Source organism: Halomonas sp. 1513, from assembly GCA_001971685.1.
Classification (GTDB): Bacteria; Pseudomonadota; Gammaproteobacteria; order Pseudomonadales; family Halomonadaceae; genus Franzmannia.
Genome location: CP019326.1, coordinates 3,311,020 through 3,328,044, shown reverse-complemented (window position 1 = coordinate 3,328,044; position 17,025 = coordinate 3,311,020). Strand labels below are relative to the sequence as shown.

At 67.7% G+C, this 17,025-nt stretch carries 16 protein-coding genes; 11 read left to right on the top strand and 5 right to left on the bottom strand.

Annotated elements, in window-relative coordinates; genetic code table 11:
• Positions 1–11 precede the first annotated feature (11 nt).
• Entirely contained in the window at positions 12–1,304 is a 1,293-nt protein-coding gene (locus BWR19_15095) for an oxidoreductase (GenBank protein APX94158.1), read from the top strand.
• On the top strand, positions 1,301–2,173 hold the full coding sequence (locus BWR19_15090) for a hypothetical protein (GenBank protein APX94157.1): 873 nt from the start codon (positions 1,301–1,303) through the stop codon (positions 2,171–2,173). Before BWR19_15095 ends, BWR19_15090 begins: the two co-directional genes overlap by 4 nt.
• A gap of 12 nt (positions 2,174–2,185) precedes the next feature.
• Here the strand turns inward: BWR19_15090 and BWR19_15085 are convergent, their stop codons facing one another.
• Together BWR19_15085 and BWR19_15080 are read right to left on the bottom strand one after the other, a co-directional pair.
• Positions 2,186–3,001, bottom strand: coding sequence for a TraX (locus tag BWR19_15085; protein ID APX94156.1), 816 nt, complete (start codon positions 2,999–3,001; stop codon positions 2,186–2,188).
• A gap of 37 nt (positions 3,002–3,038) precedes the next feature.
• The gene (locus tag BWR19_15080; GenBank protein APX94155.1) at positions 3,039–3,449 is read right to left on the bottom strand and encodes a hypothetical protein; all 411 of its coding nucleotides are present in this window, start codon (positions 3,447–3,449) and stop codon (positions 3,039–3,041) included.
• Positions 3,450–3,544: 95 nt separating this feature from the next.
• On the opposite strand from BWR19_15080, the gene BWR19_15075 reads away from it, so the two are divergent.
• The 9 genes from BWR19_15075 to BWR19_15035 all read left to right on the top strand — a co-directional run bounded on the left by BWR19_15075 (position 3,545) and on the right by BWR19_15035 (position 13,784).
• Positions 3,545–4,504: a LysR family transcriptional regulator gene (locus tag BWR19_15075; protein ID APX94154.1), complete on the top strand. Its 960-nt coding sequence runs from the start codon at positions 3,545–3,547 to the stop codon at positions 4,502–4,504.
• Between the two features lie 154 nt (positions 4,505–4,658).
• Positions 4,659–5,186 (top strand): C4-dicarboxylate ABC transporter permease, encoded by a 528-nt coding sequence (locus tag BWR19_15070; protein ID APX94153.1) that lies wholly within the window; start codon positions 4,659–4,661, stop codon positions 5,184–5,186.
• On the top strand, positions 5,183–6,502 hold the full coding sequence (locus tag BWR19_15065; protein APX94152.1) for a C4-dicarboxylate ABC transporter: 1,320 nt from the start codon (positions 5,183–5,185) through the stop codon (positions 6,500–6,502). The genes BWR19_15070 and BWR19_15065 overlap by 4 nt, the downstream gene beginning before the upstream one ends.
• A gap of 90 nt (positions 6,503–6,592) precedes the next feature.
• Complete coding sequence (locus BWR19_15060; protein APX94151.1) at positions 6,593–7,657, top strand: C4-dicarboxylate ABC transporter; 1,065 nt, start codon at positions 6,593–6,595, stop codon at positions 7,655–7,657.
• Positions 7,658–7,740: 83 nt separating this feature from the next.
• Positions 7,741–9,120, top strand: coding sequence for a glutamine synthetase (locus tag BWR19_15055; GenBank protein ID APX94150.1), 1,380 nt, complete (start codon positions 7,741–7,743; stop codon positions 9,118–9,120).
• Between the two features lie 109 nt (positions 9,121–9,229).
• A complete protein-coding gene (locus BWR19_15050) occupies positions 9,230–10,615 on the top strand; it encodes an aldehyde dehydrogenase (protein ID APX94149.1) in 1,386 nt (461 codons plus the stop codon).
• Positions 10,616–10,636: 21 nt separating this feature from the next.
• A complete protein-coding gene (locus BWR19_15045) occupies positions 10,637–11,806 on the top strand; it encodes an alcohol dehydrogenase (GenBank protein APX95050.1) in 1,170 nt (389 codons plus the stop codon).
• Between the two features lie 61 nt (positions 11,807–11,867).
• Positions 11,868–12,575, top strand: a complete 708-nt coding sequence (locus BWR19_15040) for a GMP synthase (protein ID APX94148.1) — start codon at positions 11,868–11,870, stop codon at positions 12,573–12,575.
• Between the two features lie 9 nt (positions 12,576–12,584).
• The gene (locus BWR19_15035; GenBank protein APX94147.1) at positions 12,585–13,784 is read left to right on the top strand and encodes a cation:proton antiporter; all 1,200 of its coding nucleotides are present in this window, start codon (positions 12,585–12,587) and stop codon (positions 13,782–13,784) included.
• Positions 13,785–13,802: 18 nt separating this feature from the next.
• On the opposite strand, the gene BWR19_15030 is transcribed toward BWR19_15035, so the two are convergent.
• The 3 genes from BWR19_15030 to BWR19_15020 all read right to left on the bottom strand — a co-directional run bounded on the left by BWR19_15030 (position 13,803) and on the right by BWR19_15020 (position 16,937).
• A complete protein-coding gene (locus tag BWR19_15030) occupies positions 13,803–14,942 on the bottom strand; it encodes a beta-aspartyl-peptidase (GenBank protein APX94146.1) in 1,140 nt (379 codons plus the stop codon).
• A 69-nt stretch (positions 14,943–15,011) separates the two neighbouring features.
• Complete coding sequence (locus BWR19_15025; protein APX94145.1) at positions 15,012–15,797, bottom strand: nickel transporter; 786 nt, start codon at positions 15,795–15,797, stop codon at positions 15,012–15,014.
• Positions 15,798–16,169: 372 nt separating this feature from the next.
• Positions 16,170–16,937 (bottom strand): nickel transporter, encoded by a 768-nt coding sequence (locus BWR19_15020; protein APX94144.1) that lies wholly within the window; start codon positions 16,935–16,937, stop codon positions 16,170–16,172.
• Positions 16,938–17,025 lie beyond the last annotated feature (88 nt).

Below are 17,025 nucleotides of genomic sequence, written 5' to 3'. Positions count from 1 at the left end.
AAGGAGGGGATATGGGCTATCGATTGAAGCGCGGTGATCTGCTGCTGATCATCGCCTTGCTGGTGCCGCTGGTGGTAGCGGCGCCCAGGCTAGGCTGGCCGACGGGGGAAGCCGCCGCGCTGCTCGGCTGGGTGGGGCGCGTCAGCGGTATTCTGGGACTGGCCATGCTGCTGGTGACGGCGGCCTTGAGCATCCGGCTGCCGGGCCTAGACCGCTGGTTCGGTGGGCTCGACCGGCTCTGGCAGCTGCACCGGCTGCTCGGCTTCGGCGCTTTTATCCTGATCATGCTGCATGTGCTGGCGCTCGGCCTGGCGCGGGTGCCGGCGGGCCTCGATGTCGCGGTGCTGAAGCTGTTTCCGCCGCTGTCGCAGCTGGCGCTGTGGAGCGGTTGGCTGGCCTGGCTGGCGATGGTGGTCTTCCTGGCGCCGACCTTCCAGTTCTTCGGGCGGCTCGACTATCAGCGCTGGAAGCGTCTGCATCTGCTCTCGGCGGCGGCCTTGCTGCTGGCGCTGGGCCACGCGCTGCCGCTGGCGGGGGAGACCTGGCCGTGGTGGCTGCTGGGCGCCCTGGGCGCCGGGGCCATCGTATGGCGCAAGCTGCTGTCGCCGTCGCTTGCCCGGCACGCTTACCGGGTGGAGAGCGTCGAATCGCTGGCCCGCGGCGTGGTGGAAATTGCGCTGCGTCCAGAGGCCGACGGGCTCAGCTATCGCCCCGGCCAGTTCGTCTACCTCACGCCGCTCGACGAGTCACTGACCGCGGGGCGCGGCGAGGAGCACCCCTATACCATCGCCTCGGCACCGCATGACCCGCTGCTGCGGGTCGGCATCAAGGACCTCGGCGATGCCAGCCATGCCCTGCAGACGGTTAGCGTCGGCAGCCGGGCGATGATCGAAGGGCCATACGGCGACTTCTTCGCCGCGGACTATCCCCAGCGCGATGCGCTATGGCTGGGGGGCGGCATCGGCATCACTCCGTTCGTCAGCGCGGCGCGAGGCATGGCCGCGTCGGACGAGACGCGCGACGTGCAGCTGTTCTACCTGGCCAACGGCCCCGACCGCGCCTACTACCTCGATGAGCTCACCCGCTGCGCCGCGGAGGTCGAGCGCTTCACGGTGACGGCCCACTTCTATCGCGAGCTGGGGCCGCTGACCGAATCCTTCCTGCGCCACCACTGTCCGGACTACGCCCACCGAGAGATCTACCTGTGTGGCCCGCCCGGGATGATTGGCCACCTGCGCGACCTGCTTGACGCCCAAGGCGTGCCGGCCGCGCGCATCCACTGCGAGGTCTTCGATTTCCTATGAACAAGTTTGCCTATAGTGCCTTCATCGCCTTCCTGGCCAGTATCGGCACTCTGGTGTCGGTGCAGGCGCTCTCCTCGGACGAGGAGGCCGACAGCTCGGGTGAGGAGCGTGATATCACCCTCGACGAGTTGGCCGAGCACGCCACTGCCGAGAGCTGCTGGAAGGCCATCCACGGCGGTGTCTACGACATCACCGACTATGTGCCCGACCATCCCACCGAGGAGGAGGTGATCCTCGAGTGGTGCGGCCGCGAGTCCAGCGAGGCGTGGGACAACAAACGCCCCGGGCGGCCACACAGCCCGGCCGCCGAGCGCCAGCTGGAGAACTACCGTATCGGGCGGCTGGTCGACGACCAGGGCGAGCCGCTCGATAGCCCGGTAGCTGAGACCGAGCAGCAGAGGGAGGCACCTGCGGATACGCAAGCGGATGCCGTAGTAGATGAAGAGGAGGGTCTTCAGGAAGAGGGGCTTGATGAGGCGGAGTCGCGGCTGGCCAAGGCGCTGCTCAGCGCTCACTATCCCGACGGTCGCTATCGTGGCGTGTTCAGCGACGGCGGCGAGATGCAGGTCAATGTGCAGTTCGAGCTGCGCGACGGCCGGATCGGCAGCCTCAGTTATCGTCACCTGGCCTATGCCGGCACTGATTATCGCCGGCTGGATGAAGACGATGACCTGTATCCGGTACTGGAGCAGCATCGTCAGCTCGGCGAGTCACTGGAGGGGCGAGAGCTGTATGAGATTTTCCTGCTCTACACCCCGCAGCGGCTGGCAGGAGACGTAGACGGCTATAGCGGCGCTACGCTGCGCGGCAACAAGGTGCACTCGGCAATACGCGACGGCCTCAATCGCGGTGTCTACAGCTGGCCGTGAGGCGAGGGCCGGCTAGCCCAGCGGCCAGCTCGCGGCGCCGATCACCCACAGCCACGCGGCGATCAGCGCGAAGTGGCCGGGGTACCAGGCCAGCCATAGCCGCCGCGGCATCGCCACGCCGACCTGAGGCACGCGCTGGGCGGCGCCGGCGGCGAGCAGCAGCACCGCCAGGCAGGTGGCGACGGTGAACGACTTGGCCATGTCCGAGGCGTTCATCTGGCCCGCCACCCACAGCGCCGGGAATGCCGCGGCGGCGGCCAGCAGGCGTGCCGAAAAGTGGGCTCCGGCCTGGCTCAGGTGATGCATGGCGAACATCAGCAGCGGGATCAGCAGCAGGCCGTTGTGACCGTACTCGACCCAGTCGCCGAGCAGGTACCAGACGATCAGCGTCGCCGCGGCGCCCAATACCGCCCAGTGCGCGGCCAGCTCGCCGCGCCCCTGACGAGCCGCCAGCTCACGCAGCCATGCGCCGCCGGCGAGGCCTGCCGCCAGCGTGAAGCAGACATTGAGGATGATGGCGTCCGAGGCCCGCGGCATCATCATGTAGGGCAGCTGCGCGGCGACGCCGATGATCAGGATGCGCCGCGCATAGCGCTGCGGATTGCGGGTATTGAACAGCCCGTGCCAAGCGACCATGGCGGCAAACAGCGGGAAGGCGATGCGCCCGATCGAGGAGCCGGCCCAGTCGAGCTGCCAGCTGTCGGGCAGCACGTAGCGGGTCAGATGATCGATGCTCATGGTCGCCAGGGCCAGCCATTGGCCCCAGGCGGTCCAGGTCGAGGCGGGGCGGAAACTGTCAGGGGCGGCGGCGCTTGCCGTTGCGCTCATCGTTACCTCCGGGTTGTAGCGATGGGGCAGTTGCTTGTCAATCGTCGGGCCTGGGTCGGTAGCGATGATCATCATACACCGCCATGGGCTCGCTTCTCACATCCTCCACCCAGCTGGGGGGCTTGAGGTAGCTCCAGGCGGCGCGGACCTGACCGCGCGGATCGGCGACCGCCAGTCGGCGGCGGCGATAGCCGTCGCGCTCATTGACCCGCTCCAGGCGGTCGAGTTCATCCAGGGTTGGTGCGTCGACGCTGAACAGCTCGCCCTGGACCTTGAGCCCCCGGCCTTGGGCGTCGACCAGCACTGGCGAGTAACGCGGACCGTTGAGCACCAGCGGAAACGGCTCGCAGGTCACCGCCAGGTCGAGGAAGTCGGCCTCGCTTAGGTGGCCTGCGTGGTTGGCAAAACCGCGCTTGAGGGTGCCGTACACGAACAGCAGATGGGGCATGGGATCCTCCCGGTCAGGCTGGGCCTGGTCGTCCTGACAGGATAGTCTGATGCTGGAGATACAGGGTCAAGTGTGGGCCACTCAAGGACACTGGGATGCGCAGCGGTTTCGGGTTCGATCTACGCAGCATGGAAATCTTCGTCGAGACCCTGGAGCAGGGCAGCCAGAGCGCCGCCGCGCGGCGCCTGGGTCTCAAGCAGTCGTCGGTATCCCAGAGCCTGGCCACCCTCGAGGAGGGGCTCGGCGTCAGCCTGTTCAAGCGCAACGCCCGGCCGCTGGAGCCGACCAGTGCCGGACGCTTCTTCTACGACCGCGCCCGGCGCCTGCTCGACGAGGCGCGCAGCACCCGCCGCGAGCTGGTCTCCGGCGCCTTCGGCCAACTGCATCAGGTGCGCCTGGCGCTGGTCGACTCGCTGGCCACGGCGGTGGGCCAGCCGCTGATCGAGCTGATCAAGCGCCACACCCGCGACTACACCCTGACCACCGGGCTGTCGCACATGCACAGCCACGCCCTGCTGACCCGCCACGTCGACATCATCGTCTCCGACGACCGGCTCGAGAACTATGACGGCCTCGAGCGCCACGCAGTGCTGCGCGAGCCCTTCGTGCTGGTGGCGCCGGCCAGTTGGTCGGGGCCCCTCGACAACCTGCGCTGGCTGGCCCGCCAGCTGGATTTCGTGCGCTATACGCCGCAGTCGCTGATCGGCCAGGCCATCGAGCGCCACCTGCGCCTCAACCGGCTCGAGTTGCCGGCGCGCCTGCATCTCGACAACACCTTCGCCGTGCTGCGCCTGGTCAGCGCAGGCGCCGGCTGGACCATCACCACCCCGCTATGTCTCTACCAGGCCGGCCTGGAGACGCTTCAGGTACGGGTGGCGCCGCTGCCGGTGGCGACGCTGCAGCGTGAGCTGACGCTGGTCTCGCGCCGTGACGAGCTGGGCGACCTGCCCGCGCAGCTCGCCCGCGACGCCCGCCGCCTGCTGGAGCTGCGCTTCCGACAGGAGCTCGACCGCGGCCTGCCCTGGCTCTCCTCCGAGGTCTCTACCCAGCCCTGAGTCGGCGCATCGCACCCCGCCGAATGCGCCTTGGGTGTGCACTATCGATTTTTCCGATAGCGGCGGCGTCGGTGCGACCGATGCTCTTTGCCAGATCCTCGATCTGCGTCCAAGACTGAATCGATTCGATTCATGACGCGGGAATGACCACCCAATGCCAACAACAATATGCGTCTATGTCCGCTGGGTAGAGCGCCTCAATCGTGGGGTGGGGCGGCTGGTGATGTACATGATCTTCCTGATGATGGGGCTGCTGCTCTACGCCTCCTTCTCGCGCTCGGTGCTTAATGCGCCGCTGCTGTGGGGCGTGGAGATGTCGCAGTTCATGCTCGCCAGCTACTACCTGCTGGGCGGCGCCTACGCCATGCAGATGGGCGCCCACGTGCGCATGGACCTGTTCTACAGCCGCTGGTCGCCGCGCACCCAGGCGGCGGTGGATGCCGTCACCATCCTGTTCCTGATCACCTTCCTGGCCACTTTGCTGCTGGGCGGCATCTCCAGCACCCAGTACGCGCTGGAGTACGGCCAGCGCAACCACTCCTCCTGGGCGCCGCCGCTGGCGCCGGTCAAGCTGATCATGTGCTTTGGCATCGTGCTGATGCTGCTGCAGGCATTCGCCACCTTCTTCCGTGATCTCGGCGCCGCGCTGGGTCGCCCCATCGACGCGGAGGGCGAGGCATGAGCTACGAGATGATCGCGCTGCTGATGTTCTCGACCATGATGCTGCTGCTGCTGACCGGCCAGCGGGTGTTCGGGGTGATCGGCTTCGTCGGCGCCGCCGCGGCGCTGCTGCTGTGGGGCGACGGCGGGGTGGAGATGCCGTTCAACGCCAGCTTCGTGCTGATGAACTGGTACCCGCTGTTGACCCTGCCGCTGTTCGTGTTCATGGGCTACATGCTCTCCGAGTCGGGTATCGCCGGTGATCTCTACGAGATGTTCCACGTCTGGATGGGCTCGCTGAAGGGCGGCCTGGCGGTGGGCACCATCGGCCTGATGGTGGTGGTCTCGGCGATGAACGGCCTGAGCGTGGCGGGCATGGCGATCGGCGCCAGCATCGCCCTGCCCGAGCTGCTGCGTCGCGGCTATGACAAGATCATGGTCACCGGGGTGATCCAGGCCGGCAGTTCGCTGGGCATCCTGGTGCCGCCCAGCGTGGTGCTGGTGCTCTACGGCATGATCGCGCGTCAGCCGGTGGGCAAGCTGTGGCTGGCGGGGGCGATTCCCGGCTTGATCCTGGCGGCGATGTTCGTGATCTACATCGTGGTGCGCTGCCGGCTGCAGCCGAGCCTGGGGCCGGCGCTGCCGGTCGAGGAGCGCACCATGCAGCTGGGCGCCAAGCTCAAGCTGCTCAGTGCCGGCATACTGCCGCTGCTGATCTTCTTCTCGATGACCGGGCTGTTCCTGATGGGCGTCACCAGCCTGGTGGAGAGCGCCGCCTACGGCGCCTTCGCCGCGACCCTGGCGGCGCTGGTCAAGGGCCGCCTTACCCGCGCGGTGATCGAGGTTACGGTGCGCCGCACCCTGGGCATCAGCTGCATGTTCATGTGGATCATCCTCGCCGCGCTGTGCTTCGGCGCGGTGTTCGATGGCCTGGGCGCGGTGCGCGCCATCGAGAACGTCTTCCTCGACCGTATGGGCCTCGGCCCTTGGGAGATCCTGCTGATGATGCAGCTCTCCTACATCCTGATGGGCATGTTCCTCGACGATACCGCGATGCTGGTGATCGTCGCCCCGCTCTACGTACCGCTGGTGGTCAGCCTGGGCTTCGACCCGGTGTGGTACGGGGTGCTCTACACCATCACCGTGCAGATCGCCTACATGACCCCGCCGTTCGGCTACAACCTGTTCCTGATGCGCGCCATGGCGCCCCCCGAGGTGACGCTGATGGACATCTACCGCAGCGTCTGGCCGTTCGTGGCGATCATGGTGCTGGGGCTAGGGCTGATCACCGTCTTTCCGCAGCTGGCGCTGTGGCTGCCGGAACTCTACTACGGATAAGGCGCGAGCATGCCCGGCGACGGGCAGGCACAAGAGCCGCGAGCAAGCGGCGTGACGAGTGGTAACAACAACAATCCATGGAGAAGTATCATGACCGATCACAACAGGCGTAATTTCCTCAAGAAGGCCGGGGTGGCCACCGCCGCCACGGTAGGCGCGGCCAGCGTCGGCGCGCCCTACGTGCATGCCCAGTCGCGCAGCCCGATTCGCTGGCGCATGCAGACCTACGCCGGTCCGGCGCTGGCGGCCCATGTCATCAAGCCCTCCATCGATGCCTTCAACAAGGCCGCCAACGGCGAGATGGAGATCGAGCTCTACTACGCCGACCAGCTGGTGCCCACCGGCGAGCTGTTCCGCGCCATGCAGCGCGGCACCATCGACGCGGTGCAGAGCGACGACGACTCCATCGCCGCACCGGTGGATGTCTCGGTGTTCGGCGGCTACTTCCCGTTCGCCTCGCGCTACAGCCTCGACGTGCCGACGCTGTTCCACCACTACGGCCTCAAGGAGATCTGGGAGGAGGCCTACGCCGAGGTCGACGGCGTGACCTGGCTGGGTGCCGGCGCCTGGGACCCCTGCAACTTCGTGACCCGCGAGCCGATCCGCAGCCTCGAGGACCTGCGCGGCAAGCGCGTCTTCACCTTCCCCACCGCCGGGCGCTTCCTGAGCCGCTTCGGCGTGGTGCCGGTGACCCTGCCGTGGGAAGACATCGAAGTCGCCATGCAGACCCGCGAGCTGGACGGTATCGCCTGGGCGGGTATCACCGAGGCCTATACCGTCGGCTGGGCGGACGTCGCCAACTACTACCTGACCAACAACATCTCCGGCGCCTGGGCCGGCTCCTACTTCGCCAACAGCGACCGCTGGAACGAGGTGCCCGAGCACCTGCAGACGCTGTTCAAGCTGTGCATGGACAACTCGCACTACTACCGGCAGCACTGGTACTGGTGGGGCGAGGCCCACTACCGCACCACCGGCGGCAAGCTCGAACTCACTTCGATCCCCGAGGAGGAGTGGCAGACCCTGGAGGACGCGGCGCTGGAGTTCTGGGACGAGATCGCCGAGCAGAGCGAGCGTAGTGCCAAGGTCGTGCAGATCCTCAAGGACTACCGCGAGACCATGCAGCAGGCGGGGCCTCCTTACCGCTACAGTTGAGGAACCCCAGGAGGCGGGCTGCTGGCCCGCTTCCTTATGCCCGCGGCGCGGGCAACGACCGCTGGCCCATTTAGGAAGCTGCCATGAGTCAATTATTACCCCGACAGATTACCAGCGCCGACGAGGCCCGACGCCTGGTCGAGGCGCGCGGCCTGTCCCATGTCAAGGTCGGCATGTTCGACATGGACGGCGTGATGCTCGGCAAGTACATGCGTCGCGACAAGTTCTTCCACGCCCTGGACGAGGGCTTCGCGTTCTGCGACGTGGTGCTGGGCTGGGACAGCAAGGACGTGCTCTACGATAACGTCAAATATACCGGCTGGCATACCGGCTACCCGGATGCCGAGCTGCGCATCGTCCCCGAGAGCTGCCGCGAGGTGCCGGCGGAGGGCGACATGCTGCTGTTTCTCGCCGAGTTCACCGGCCGTGCCGAGGCGATCTGCCCGCGCGGGCTGCTGCGGCGGGTGCTCGACCGGGCCGCTGAGATGGGCTTCAGCGCCCACGGCTCGCTGGAGTACGAATTCTTCATGTTCCGCGAGACCCCGGATTCGATCCGCGAGAAAGGCTACCGCAACCTGACCCCGCTGACCCCGGACATGATGGGCTACTCGATGCTCAGAAGCTCGGTGCACGCCGAGCTCTACCATGAGCTGCTGGCGCTCTCCGAGGCCATGGACTTCCCCATCGAGGGGCTGCACACCGAGACCGGCCCCGGGGTGCTCGAGGCGGCGATCGGCGTCGATGGCGCCTTGGCCGCCGGTGACAAGGGCGCGCTGTTCAAGACCTTCACCAAGGTGTGGGCGCAGCGCCGCGGCCTGATGGCCACCTTCATGGCCAAGTGGTCGCCGGACTACCCGGGCCAGAGCGGCCATATCCACCTCTCGTTGCGGCATGCCGACAGCGGCGAGTCGGCCTTCTTCGATGCCGACAAGCCCTACTCCATGAGCGATATCCAGCGTCACTTCGTGGCCGGCCAGCAGCAGCTGATGCCCGAATTCCTGGCCATGTTCGCGCCCACCATCAACAGCTATACGCGGCTGATTCCCGGCTTCTGGGCACCCACCGAGGCGACCTGGGGCGTCGAGAACCGCACCACCGCGCTGCGCGTGATTCCCGGCAGCGCCAAGTCGCAGCGCGTCGAGTACCGGCTCGGCAGTGCCGATGCCAACCCCTATCTCGCCCTGGCGGCCGCCATCGGCGCCGGCCTGTACGGCATCCAGCAGCGCCTCGAACCCGACGAGCAGGTGCGCGGCAACGCCTACGAACTCGACCACCCCGAGCACCAGGCGCTGCCGCGCACGCTTTGGGAGGCCGCCCAGCGGCTCAAGGCGTCGCAGCCGGCCCGGGCGCTGTTCGGCGACGACTTCGTCGAGCACTTCGCGGCGACCCGGGAGTGGGAGGAGCGCGAGTTCCGTCGGCATATCACCGATTGGGAGCTGGACCGCTATTTCGAGATTATCTAAGCGCCCAGCGCCCAGCGCCCAGCGCCCAGCGCCGGGGTGGCCGCGAGCCGAGTGCCGGATAGAAGCGAACTGAGCCGTGTCACTTGTTACAGGAAGGAAAGAGAAGCGTATGGCCATACAGAAAACGATATCCCCCGTCGACGGCACGGTCTATGTCGAGCGGGAGCAGGCCGATCCGGCGCAGATCGAGGCCACGCTGTCGCGGGCGGCCAGCGCCCAGCGCAGCTGGCGCCAGGTGCCTGTCGCCGAGCGCGGTCGGCTGTGCTCGGCGATGGTCGATGCCTTCGTCGCCCGGCGCGATGAGTTGGCCACTGAGCTGACCTGGCAGATGGGCCGCCCGATCGCCGCCGCGGGTGGCGAGATCGGCGGCTTCGAGGAGCGCGCCAGGGGCATGATCGGCCTGGCCGAGGCGGCGCTGGCGCCGATCCGGCTCGCCGACAAGCCGGGCTTTACTCGCTATATCACCCGCGAACCGCTGGGCGTGTCGTTTATCGTCGCGCCGTGGAATTTCCCCTTCATGACCGCGGTGAACGCCATCGTGCCGGCGATCATGGCCGGCAACACGGTGATCCTCAAGCACTCCGCCCAGACCCCGCTGTGCGCCGAGCGCATCCAGCAGGCCTTCGATGCCGCGGGCCTGCCCGAGGGCGTGTTCCAGCACCTGCACCTGTCGCACGACGCCACCGAGCAGCTGATCCGCGACCGGCGCATCGACCACGTCTCCTTCACCGGCTCGGTGGCCGGCGGCGAGATGGTCGAGCGCAACGCGGCGGGGCGCTTCATCGCCAGCGGCCTGGAGCTGGGCGGCAAGGATCCGGCCTATATTCGCGGCGACGTGGATCTCGACGCCGCGGTGGAAGGGGTGATGGACGGCGCCTTCTTCAACTCCGGCCAGAGCTGCTGCGGCATCGAGCGCATCTACGTCGACCAGGCGATCTTCGACGCCTTCGTCGAGCGCGCGGTGGCCTGGGTCAAGCAGCTGCGGCTGGGCAACCCCAGCGACCCGGCCACCACCCTCGGCCCGCTGGTGCGCCCGGCGGCGGCGGACTTCGTGCGCGGCCAGATCGAGGAGGCAGTCAGCGCCGGGGCCAAGGCGTGGATCGATCCCGGTGACTATCCACTGTCGGTGCCGGGCAGCGCCTACCTGGCGCCGCAGCTTCTCACCGGGGTCGATCACTCGATGCGGGTCATGCACGAGGAGAGTTTCGGCCCGGTGGTGGGTATCATGCCGGTGGCGTCCGACGATGAGGCGGTGGCGCTGATGAACGACAGCGCCTTTGGCCTCACCGCCGCGGTCTTCACCCGCGACATGGCGGCCGGCGAGCGGCTGGCCCAGCGCCTCGAGGCGGGGACGGTGTTCACCAACCGCTGCGACTACCTCGACCCCGAGCTGGCCTGGACCGGCGTCAAGCAGTCGGGGCGCGGCTGCTCGCTGTCGCGGCTAGGCTACGAGACCCTGACCCGGCCCAAATCTTTCCATCTCAAGCACGCCTAGGAGTCGCCAATGAGCCAGGACATGAGCCAGTTCAGCATGGGCTGGAACTACCCCGCCAATATCCTTACCGGCGTCGGGCGCATCCGCGAGCTGCCTGCGGTATGCCAGGCGCTGGGCATGCAGGCCCCGCTGCTGATCACCGACCCGGGGCTCGCCAACCTGCCGATGGTGCGCGACGTCGTGCTGGCCTGCCACGACAGCGGCCTGGGCATCGCCGTGTTCAGCGAGATCAAGGGCAACCCCACCGGCAAGAACGTCCTCGATGGCATGGCCGCCTTCCGCGACGGCGGCCACGACGGGGTGATCGCCTTCGGCGGCGGCTCGGGGCTCGACGCCGCCAAGGCGGTGGCGCTGATGGCCAACCAGCGCGAGGGGCTGTCGCTGTGGTCGCTGGAGGACGTCGGCGACAACTGGAAGAACGCCGACGCTGACGCCATCGCCCCCATCGTTGCCGTGCCGACCACCGCCGGTACCGGCTCGGAGGTGGGCCGCGCCTCGGTGATCACCGACGAGGTCGAGCACGTCAAGCGCATCATCTTCCATCCCGGCATGGTGCCGGCCACGGTGATCCTCGACCCCGAGCTGAGCGCCGGTTTGCCGCCCACGCTGACCGCCGCCACCGGCATGGATGCGCTGTCGCACTGCCTCGAGGCGTGGTGCTCGCCGCTCTACCATCCCATGGCCGAGGGCATCGCCGTGGAGGGCATGCGCCGGGTCTGCCAGTACCTGCCGCGGGCCTACGCCGACGGCAGCGACCTCGAGGCGCGCATGAACATGCTGGTGGCCTCGAGCATGGGCGCCACCGCCTTCCAGCGCGGCCTGGGCGCGATGCATGCCCTGGCGCATCCGCTGGGGGCGCTGTATGACGCCCACCACGGCACCCTCAATGCGATCCTGATGCCCTATGTGCTGCGCGCCAATCAGCAGGCGATCGGCGAGCCGATGGTGCGCCTGGGGCGCTATCTCGACCTGCGCCAGCCGGGTACCGCGGCGGTGATCGACTGGGTGCTGGAGCTGCGCGAGCGGCTGGCGATCCCGCATACCCTGGCAGCGCTTAAGATCGATACCCAGCAGGCCGACAAGGTCGGGCAGATGGCGGTGGCCGACCCCTCGTCGGGTACCAACCCGATCGCCTTCGACGCCAATCAGTATCGCGACATCTTCGTCGCGGCGGTGGAGGGGCGTCTTTGAGCGATAGCTGCCAAGCGTGGCACACCATGTCGAGCAAGACTTGCAAAGAGGAGGCCGGGCGATGCGCATAGGGCTGCTGCAGTGCGACGATGTGGCGCCGGAGTTGATCGCGACTCACGGCAACTACCCGGCGATGTTCGAGGCGCTGTTCAAGCGCGTCGACCCGAGCCTCGAATTTCGCGTCTGGCGCTGCCTCGACGGCGAGATCCCCGACGACGTCGAGGCCGCCGACGCCTGGCTGACCACCGGCTCCAAGTTCGGCGTCAACGACGGCCTGGCGTGGGTCGAGGCGCTGTGCGAGTTCGTGCGCCAGCTGTGGGACGCCGGTAAGCCGCTGGTGGGGGTGTGCTTCGGCCACCAGCTGATTGCCAAGGCGCTGGGCGGCGAGGTGGTCAAGAGCCCGCGGGGCTGGGGGGTGGGCATGTCGTTCAACTGCGTCAACGCGCGCACCGCGTGGATGCAGCCGTGGCAGCCCCATCTCGATCTGCTGGTCAGCCACCAGGACCAGGTCGAACGCCTGCCGCCGGAGGCGCGGGTGCTGGCCGGCAGCGACTTCTGCCCCTACTACCTGATGCAGGTCGGCGAGCACTTCCTCGGCGTGCAGGGGCATCCCGAGTTCAATAAACCCTACTCCCATGACCTGATGCAGCTGCGCCGTGAGCTGGTCGGCGCGACGCGGGTCGCCGAGGGGCTCGACTCACTCTCCGCGCCGCTGGATGCCGAGTTGACGGTGCGCTGGATCTTGAACTTCATGCAGCAGGCTCGCTAGGCTCGCTGCATGACCGCGAGCGAAACCTGGCAGTGGCCGATGGCCGAACTCAGCGTGGGGTCGGCCAACCTGATCCTGCTGGGGATAATCCTGAGCATCAGCATCGGGGTGGACGCGCTGGCCAGGCGCTGGCGCCTGCCGCGCATCTCGCTGCTGGTGCTGGTTGGCGTGGCCTTGGCGCTGGTCCAGCAGCTGCTGCTGGGGCGCGACGGCAGCGCGCCGCTGGGGGGCATGAGCGAGCCGCTGATCCACATGGCGCTGGTGCTGGTGTCGTTTCTGCTCGGCGGCGAGCTGACTCTCTCGCGGCTGCGCCGCAACGGCTGGCTGCTGGTGGTGATCTCGCTGTCGATCGTGCTCAGCGGTGCGCTGTTCGTCGGCGTGGGGCTGTGGCTGCTGGGCTTTCCGCTGGTGGTGGTGGTCGCCCTGGCGGCGATCTCGGTGGCCACCGAGCCGGCCGAGATCAGCGACGAGGTCTACGCCCGCGGCGATGACCGCCTGCGCGCACGGCTGCTGATGGGCATGGTGGCCATCGACGATGCCTGGGGGATCCTGCTGTTCGGGTTGGCCATGGCGCTGCTCGGCTGGCAGCTGACCGGCGACGGCAGCCTGGCACTGGCCTACGCCGGCTGGGAGCTGGGCGGCGCGCTGGCGCTGGGCGCGGCCATCGGCCTGCCGGCGGCCTGGCTCACCGGCCGCCTGCGGCCCGGAGAGCCGACTCAGGTCGAGGCGTTTGCGTTGATCCTGCTGCTGACCGGCTTCTCCACCTGGCTCGAGGTGTCGGGGCTGCTGGCGGCGATGTTTGCCGGCGCTCTGGTGGCCAATCTCTCCTCACATCACACCCGCTCGTTCCGCCAGGTCGAGCATATCGAGTGGCCGTTCCTGGTGTTCTTCTTCGTGCTCTCCGGGGCACACATCGATCTCAGCTATATGGGCGCGGCGCTGTGGCTGACCCTGGCCTATATCGCGCTGCGCCTGGCGGGGCGTTTCATGGGCGGGGCGCTGGGCGTGCAGCTGGTTGGGCGGGGCGGCGATCTGCCACGGGACATCGGCCTGGCGCTGACGCCCCAGGCCGGTATCGCCATGGGCATGGCGCTGCTGGTGGTGGAGCGCTTTCCCGAGCACCGCTCGCTACTGCTTTCGGCGGTGGTGGCCTCCACCGTGGTCTTCGAAGTGATCGGTCCGTTCCTGATTCGCCGCGTGCTGCGCTGAGGCAGCACGCTCGCTGCATCAGTGTACCCGCCGGCCCAGCGCCCACACCTCGTCGATGGCCCAGCCGCTGTCTGACAGCACCAGCAGGTCGGCGTCGGCGCCCACCGTCAGCCGCCCCTTGTGCGGCAACTTCAGGGCATCGGCGGCATTGCCGGCGGCGCACGGCAGCGCCTGCTCGAGGGGGATCTCGTGGTGGGTGACGCACTCGCCGAGCACCTCGAACAGGCTGGCCAGGCGGCCGGGTTCGAGGCCCACGAAGCGACGCTCGACGTCGAACTGCGGCAGCGAGGCGTTGGCATCCGAGGAGAGGCTGACCCGGGCCAGGTCGACGCGGGCGTGGCGGGCGCGGGCCACGGCCTCCGAGGCGGCCACTTCGCCGCCGCCCAGCAGGGCGTCGGTGGTGCTGGTGGTGAAGTCGATGCGTCCGCCCTCGCGGGCGAAGCGCAGGCCGTCCTCGAACAGCGCCGCGGTGCGGTTGATATGCGTGGGGTAGAACTGCGACAGCGGGATGGCACTGCTGCGGGCCACCTCGCGCAGCGGCTCGAGGTGGCTCGCGGCATCGCCGGTATGGATGAAGACGATCCCCGCCTTGCCCGCCAGCAGGCCGGCGGTGCGCGCCTCCGAGGCCAGCCGGGTCAGCTCCTGGGCGCTGGGCTGCGAGCCGCGGTGGTCGCTGATGGCGACCTCGCCGACGCCGATGAACTCGGGGATATAGAGAATATCGCTGGCCACCGAACCGGTCAGGGTCACCGGCGGTAGCTGGTAGGAGCCGGTATAGGCGTAGACGCTCAGGCCGGCGGCGGCGAGCTCCCGCGCCTTGCCGATCAGGTTGGACGGGGTGCGGGTCAGGGCGTCGGTGCCCAGCGCCGCTACCAGGGTGGTAACGCCGGAGGCGAGGGCATCGGCGCTGGTCAGCTCGGCGGTGCGGGTGCCGAAACCGCCTTCGCCGCCGCCGCCGGTGATATGCACCAGCGGGTCGACCAGGCCGGGGATCACCCGGCGTCCGCCGAGGTCGATTACCTCGACGGCGGTCCCCTCAACGGGGGGCGTGTCTTGTGCAGCGCAGATCGCGGCGATGCGGCGATCGGCGATCAGCAGGTGGCAGAGCCCCAGCGGCTCCGGGGCGTAGAGTCGTGCATTCTTGAGCAGTGTCAGCATGGTCGTTCTCTGGGGGGCGGGTAACCCACGACGCGGCGCTGCGGCCGGCGTCGTGGGGCTCAAGTGACGTTACAGTTTTACGTCGTAGCTGAAGTAACGCTGCATGATCTCATCATAGGTGCCGTCCTCCTTGAGCGCCGCCAGGGCCTCGTTGAAGCGCTCGGCCAGCGCCTCGTCGCGGGGGCGGAAGGCAACGCCGACGCCCTTGCCGAAGATGTGCTCGGGCTCCTTGATGAAGTCGCTGATGCGCTGGAAGTCGCTACCTTCGGTATCGATCTCGATGGCCGCCTCGGCGATCGGGTAGTCCATGAAGGTCAGGTCGAGGCGCCCGGCGCGCAGGTCGGTGACCACGTCGTCGACGCCGGTGTAGCGGCGAATGTCGAGCACGTCTCCGTACAGCTCGGTGACGTAGTTGTCCTGCAGGGTGGCGCGCTGCACGCCCACCGTCAGGCCGTCGAGGCTGTCGCGGTCGTCGATGTCGATGTCGTGCTCGTGGGTGGTGATCCAGGCGCTGGGGGTGGTGTAGTAGGGCTCGGAGAACAGTACTCGCTGGGCGCGCTCCTCGGTGATCGCCATCGACGACATGATGGCGTCGTAGTTGCGCGCCATCAGGCCGGGAATGATGCCGTCCCAGTCCTGCTCGACCCAGGTGCAGTTGATCTCGAGATAGTCGCAGACCGCCTCGCCGAGCTCGATCTCGAAGCCGGTCAGTTCGCCGTCGGCCTGGCGATACATGAACGGCTCGTAGGGGATGTCGACGCCGAGGCGGACCTCGTCGTAGTCGCGGGCCTGGGCGGTGCCGGTGATCAGGGTGGCGCCGAGCGCAGCGCTCAGCAGTAGCGTGTAATAGCGCATGGGAATCTCCATGGGTCTAGGTCGCCGCGCGGTGGCAGCTTGTGATTGTTGGTACGTAGGGCGTTGCCGCTGATTCAGCCGATGGATCGCGCCTGGGCGTCGGGCCGGGCAGGGTTCATCGCGGTGTCAGCGGTGATATCGGGCACGCAGGTGCCGAGTGGCCAGGGCTGGCCGGGGGGAGGGCTATTCGTCGAACCATTCGCTGAGATAGAAGCTCTCAACGAAACTCGCCTGGACGATCCTAGGGTGGAAAGTCATGGAAGTGGACCTCTTGGGTGTCGATGCCACCTGGAAAACATGCGCGATTGCACGGGAGGTGTCAAGCGGCCCCGCCATTGGGTGGGGCCTGACACAGAATCGCAGTGAGCTGCTTTATTCGCTGAAGTAGCGGTCGTGGATCTCGTCGTAGACGCCGCTCTCCTGGAGCTCGGCGAGGGCCGTGTTGAAGCGCTCGGCGAGTGCCTCGTCGCGGGGCCGGAAGGCGATGGCAATGCCGTCACCGAAGTACTCGTAGGGCTCGCGAATCATCTCGCCGACCACGCGGTAGTCGCCGCGCTCGCTGTCGAGCAGGGTAGTCTTGCCCACCGGGTAGTTGACGAACACCAGGTCGAGACGCCCCGACTCCATGTCGAGCAGCATGTCGTCTGCGGTGGCGTAGCGGCGCACATTGGCCACGTCGCCGTAGAAGTCGGTGGCGTAGCTGTCCTGCAGGGTGCCGCGCTGCACGCCGAGGGTCAGGCCGTCGAGGGTCTGCTCGTCTGCGGTATCGATCTCGCTCTCTTCGGGAGCGAACCAGGCCGAGGGCACCGTCAGGTAGGCGTCGGAGAACAGCACTTGCTCGCGGCGCTCCTCGTTGATGGTCATCGACGACATGATGGCGTCGTAGTTGCGCGCCATCAGGCCGGGGATGATGCCGTCCCACTGCTGCTCGATCCACTCGCAGGTGATGCCCATCTGCTCGCACAGGGCGTTGCCGAGATCGATATCGAAGCCGGTCAGCTCGCCGTCCGGGGTGCGGTACTCCATCGGCTCGTAGGGCACGTCGACGCCGAAGCGCACGTGGTCATAGCTGTCGCGGGCCTGGGCACTGCCGGCCACCAGGGCGGCGCCGAGCAGGGTGATGCCAAGATAGCGGTACATGAGAACGTCCTTATTGTTGTGAAAAAAGCAAAATACTGCCGAGCTTGCGGGGGCAAGTTCGGCAATGGGCAGGCTGGAAAACGCTCCC

Excerpts from the sequence above, each read along its gene's own strand:
- BWR19_15050 (APX94149.1), top strand. The coding sequence starts at position 9,230 with ATGGCCATACAGAAAACGATATCCCCCGTCGACGGCACGGTCTATGTC.
- BWR19_15060 (APX94151.1), top strand. The coding sequence starts at position 6,593 with ATGACCGATCACAACAGGCGTAATTTCCTCAAGAAGGCCGGGGTGGCC.
- BWR19_15025 (APX94145.1), bottom strand. The coding sequence starts at position 15,797 with ATGCGCTATTACACGCTACTGCTGAGCGCTGCGCTCGGCGCCACCCTG.
- BWR19_15080 (APX94155.1), bottom strand. The coding sequence starts at position 3,449 with ATGCCCCATCTGCTGTTCGTGTACGGCACCCTCAAGCGCGGTTTTGCC.
- BWR19_15040 (APX94148.1), top strand. The coding sequence starts at position 11,868 with ATGCGCATAGGGCTGCTGCAGTGCGACGATGTGGCGCCGGAGTTGATC.
- BWR19_15045 (APX95050.1), top strand. The coding sequence starts at position 10,637 with ATGAGCCAGTTCAGCATGGGCTGGAACTACCCCGCCAATATCCTTACC.
- BWR19_15055 (APX94150.1), top strand. The coding sequence starts at position 7,741 with ATGAGTCAATTATTACCCCGACAGATTACCAGCGCCGACGAGGCCCGA.
- BWR19_15030 (APX94146.1), bottom strand. The coding sequence starts at position 14,942 with ATGCTGACACTGCTCAAGAATGCACGACTCTACGCCCCGGAGCCGCTG.
- BWR19_15095 (APX94158.1), top strand. The coding sequence starts at position 12 with ATGGGCTATCGATTGAAGCGCGGTGATCTGCTGCTGATCATCGCCTTG.
- BWR19_15070 (APX94153.1), top strand. The coding sequence starts at position 4,659 with ATGCCAACAACAATATGCGTCTATGTCCGCTGGGTAGAGCGCCTCAAT.
- BWR19_15085 (APX94156.1), bottom strand. The coding sequence starts at position 3,001 with ATGAGCGCAACGGCAAGCGCCGCCGCCCCTGACAGTTTCCGCCCCGCC.
- BWR19_15090 (APX94157.1), top strand. The coding sequence starts at position 1,301 with ATGAACAAGTTTGCCTATAGTGCCTTCATCGCCTTCCTGGCCAGTATC.
- BWR19_15035 (APX94147.1), top strand. The coding sequence starts at position 12,585 with ATGACCGCGAGCGAAACCTGGCAGTGGCCGATGGCCGAACTCAGCGTG.
- BWR19_15020 (APX94144.1), bottom strand. The coding sequence starts at position 16,937 with ATGTACCGCTATCTTGGCATCACCCTGCTCGGCGCCGCCCTGGTGGCC.
- BWR19_15075 (APX94154.1), top strand. The coding sequence starts at position 3,545 with ATGCGCAGCGGTTTCGGGTTCGATCTACGCAGCATGGAAATCTTCGTC.
- BWR19_15065 (APX94152.1), top strand. The coding sequence starts at position 5,183 with ATGAGCTACGAGATGATCGCGCTGCTGATGTTCTCGACCATGATGCTG.